Consider the following 3292-nt stretch of genomic DNA (forward strand, 5'->3'; position numbering starts at 1 on the left):
GATCAGCGCGCCCCACCACATGTAAATGAGATTGGAGGAGTTGTGAGACAGCTTCTGGCCGTGGCCTCGCGGTTGGCCCTCACGGTCGCCTTGTCGGTCATGGCGTACGCGTGGCCGCTGCTCGGCCACGTGCTCGCCCCCATCGGTGCGGTCGTCATGGCGTCCGTCGTGGTGTACCTCGGCGAGGGCGTCGTCCAGGAGGTGCGCGGCGTCATCCGGATGCGCCGGTACGAGCGGCGGCGAGCGGCGTGGCTCGCGCGGCGTAAGCGGCAGGAGGCGAGCGGCGAGTGACGCTCCTCGTTGCGGTCGGGGCCGTGCCGGCGTGGCACCGGGATGCCGCGTGCGGCGACCTCGGGAAGCTGTTCGCGTCCAAGAAGCCCGTCGACGTCGACAAGCAGCGGAGGGTGTGCGCGGGCTGTCCCGTGCTGGGCAGGTGCGCTGCGGACGCTGCGGCGAAACGGAAAGACCAGCTCCCGGACCTGATCATGGCCGGGCTGACGCGGACTGAACACCCCAACGGCCGCCTCGTCAACGCGCGCCGCGCCTGCACGAGGTGCCGCGAGAAGAAGCCGCTGACCGAGTTCAACAGCAAGAAGCGCGGCAAGTTCGGCCGGGCGTCGACATGCAAGAAGTGCGAGAACGCGCGCCAGCGGGCCGCCTACCAGGCCAAAAAGGCAGCGGCGTCGTGACGGCCGAGATGACCGAGGATGACGCGGCCTGGGTGCGTAAGCACGTCTGGACGGACGGCATGCGCCGCGTCCAGTACAAGGTCCACCCGGGCGTCTACACCCGGTGCGAATGCCAGCGCGACGTGTGCTACTCATGCCACCGCGGCGTGCACGAGCGGTGCATCGGCATCCCGCGCCAGGACCGCGAGGGGATGATCGCTGGCAAGAGCGGCGTCCACCCGGCGTGCTTTAAGGAGCCGTACAAGCACGTCACGATCGACGGCCCGCCGCACGCGACGTGCGTCGCTCAGGTATGGCTGGCTGACAGGATCTGCCGGTGGGCCTGCCGGTGCGGCTGCAAGCCCAGCGCCCCCATGTCGCCGGTCAACGCGGGCTGGGTCCGGCGAAACGCCTGGACGAAGACGTTCGCTGACCGGATGTCCCGCCAGTACGGCGACCTGTACGATCCGTGCCCGTGCCAGCTGGGCATCGACGGCCCGCCGCAGCTGGACCGCAGTTTCCCGGAGGGCTGGATCAACGGCGGGATCATTTTCGACTCGCACGCGCAGCTGCTCGATGAGCCTCTCGCCGTGTGGCTGGCCGACCGGACATGCCAGCCACTGCCCAAGCGCGTGCCACCCGTCGCTGTCCCCGGCGGCCACCAAGACGCACTCCCAGGTTTCGACATGGAAGGAACAATCACATGAGCGGCTCTATGGAGCAGCCCACCCCGTACCGCCTCGGCAAGAAGAAGCCCCGCAAGATCGACGGCAAGCGAGTCGTCAAGCACAAGAAGAAGCAGACGCAGCTGCCCAGGTACAGCGTCGAGTGCGGCGACGGCGTCGTGGTGGTCGTGGAGGGCTACGGCGTCACGGCGGCGGACCTGGCCAGCGCCCGCGCGATGGTGCTCGGCATCCCTCTGGCGACGACGGGAGGCATGTGATGCCGGGCAGCGACTCCCTGGACAACGCCAGGGTGCGGGCCTTCATCACCCGCGAGGTGCTGGAGGAGCGGATGCGCCAGCACGCCAAGTACGGCCAGCAGCAGCACCGCGACCGCGCCAGCTTCAAGCCGGTCGAGTTCGAGTTCCCGGCAATGCTCGCCCACGCCGAACGGCAGATCAACGACGACCCCGAGACGAAGACCTGGCAGTCGATCCTGCTGGAGCAGGTGTACGGGGCGATGGCCGCTGACGAGCTGCAGGCGATGCGTCAGGGCCTCGTCCAGGCCGCCGCCGTGCTCATGGCGTGGATCGAGGATATCGACACCAGGCCCGCCCTGGGGGGCGATGTCGATGGCAGTTGACCAGGCCCGACGCGTGACCGCGGCGACCAAGCAGCGGAAGGCGCACAGTCTCGGCATCAAGACGCGAGTGGATGCCATTCGCGTCCGCCAGCACCTGCAGCTCCTGCGCCGCACCATGAGCGTCCGCGAGATCGCCGAAGCTTCCGGCATCACCGGCACGTCTATCTGGAACATCCTTCTCCATGGCCAAAAGACCGTCATGCCGGCCACCGAAGCGAAGATCCTCGCGGTGACCCCCATCAACGGGTACGTGCTGCTGGACTCGATCGGAGCTCGGCGCCGCGTCCAGGCGCTCGCCACGATGGGATGGACGGGCGAGACGGTCGGCCGCCGCGTGGCGATGCGGCGAGGAGACACGTGGGCCAACATCACTCGAATCCTGCAGGGGCAGCGGATCACGGCGAGCCTCGCGCATGAGGTCCACGTCGTGTACGCGGACCTGTGCAGGCGGGTCCCACCCAACGATGTCGCCGCCAGACGGGCCAGAGCTCGGGCCCAGCGCGCCAGATGGGCGCCGCCAGCCGCGTGGGAGGCCGTCGACATCGACGACCCGGATGCCCGGCCCGACTGGGCGGCGGTGCGGTGCGAGTTCGTCGAGTGTGGCCGGTCGGTGAAGCCGGGCTTCTCTCGCTGCGTCGCATGCCTGAAGCGGCTGCAGAAGCACGGCACGTTAGATGGCTACAGTCCGGCGAGGAACGGGCGGGCGCTCGTGGAGGACGCCCTGTTCATCTCCAGGAATGAGGGGCTGTCGCTACGCGACGAGCGCGAGGCGACGCTGATCGCGGAACGTCTCGGCGTGACCCTCACAGCGCTGCGGCGGGGCCTCGTACGGCACAGCGCAACGAATATGCAAGCAGAAGAGCTATCGAAAGTAGGGGTGCAGTGAAGGGGAGAGGTCAGGCGCTCAGGCCGATCGACGCCGACCGGCACTTCGGCTACTGCAAGGAGTGCGGCAGGGTCCGGTACGCCTCGAAGCGGATGGCCAAGGTCGCGGCCCGGCAGATCCACCCGGGCCAGAACCTGCGGGCGTTCAAGTGCGGCGACTACTGGCACTACGGCCCGCACGCCGTGGCGAAGAGGACCCGGCAGTTTCGGGGCGCACGGGCGAGCCTGGTCATCGTCGATGAGGTCGTGCGCATCCCGTGGGAGGTGTCATGACGCGAACCATGACCGACTTCCGGGGCAATCCGTATGTTGCCCGGCGCTGAAAATGCCGACGAAGCAGGCACTGACGGTGCCGACGATCGGCGACGAGAACACCCCGCCGCTGGGGTGTGCGACGGGGTGTTCATCGGCAAGGTGTCGTCGTTCGTCGGCAT

Annotated in this window: 7 protein-coding genes; all 7 read left to right on the forward strand. The window is 68.4% G+C overall.

Annotated features, from left to right (window positions below; translation table 11 throughout):
• Positions 1-42 precede the first annotated feature (42 nt).
• Genes ABN273_RS58890 through ABN273_RS58920 form a run of 7 tightly spaced genes read left to right on the forward strand, consistent with a single transcriptional unit; the run spans position 43 to position 3131 of the window.
• Positions 43-291 carry a hypothetical protein gene (locus ABN273_RS58890; protein WP_349458534.1) on the forward strand — a complete coding sequence of 83 codons (249 nt, stop codon included), beginning with the start codon at positions 43-45 and terminating at the stop codon, positions 289-291.
• Entirely contained in the window at positions 288-689 is a 402-nt protein-coding gene (locus ABN273_RS58895) for a WhiB family transcriptional regulator (RefSeq protein ID WP_349458535.1), read from the forward strand. The genes ABN273_RS58890 and ABN273_RS58895 overlap by 4 nt, the downstream gene beginning before the upstream one ends.
• Entirely contained in the window at positions 686-1375 is a 690-nt protein-coding gene (locus ABN273_RS58900) for a DUF6248 family natural product biosynthesis protein (RefSeq protein WP_349458536.1), read from the forward strand. Before ABN273_RS58895 ends, ABN273_RS58900 begins: the two co-directional genes overlap by 4 nt.
• The gene (locus tag ABN273_RS58905) at positions 1372-1611 is read left to right on the forward strand and encodes a hypothetical protein (protein ID WP_349458537.1); all 240 of its coding nucleotides are present in this window, start codon (positions 1372-1374) and stop codon (positions 1609-1611) included. The genes ABN273_RS58900 and ABN273_RS58905 overlap by 4 nt, the downstream gene beginning before the upstream one ends.
• The gene (locus ABN273_RS58910; RefSeq protein WP_349458538.1) at positions 1611-1973 is read left to right on the forward strand and encodes a hypothetical protein; all 363 of its coding nucleotides are present in this window, start codon (positions 1611-1613) and stop codon (positions 1971-1973) included. Before ABN273_RS58905 ends, ABN273_RS58910 begins: the two co-directional genes overlap by 1 nt.
• Positions 1974-1986: 13 nt before the next feature.
• Positions 1987-2859: a hypothetical protein gene (locus ABN273_RS58915; RefSeq protein WP_349458539.1), complete on the forward strand. Its 873-nt coding sequence runs from the start codon at positions 1987-1989 to the stop codon at positions 2857-2859.
• Positions 2856-3131: a hypothetical protein gene (locus ABN273_RS58920; protein ID WP_349458540.1), complete on the forward strand. Its 276-nt coding sequence runs from the start codon at positions 2856-2858 to the stop codon at positions 3129-3131. The genes ABN273_RS58915 and ABN273_RS58920 overlap by 4 nt, the downstream gene beginning before the upstream one ends.
• The last annotated feature ends 161 nt before the right edge of the window (positions 3132-3292 follow it).

This window comes from Nonomuraea sp. B19D2 (assembly GCF_040137845.1).
In the GTDB taxonomy this organism is placed as follows: Bacteria; Actinomycetota; Actinomycetes; order Streptosporangiales; family Streptosporangiaceae; genus Nonomuraea.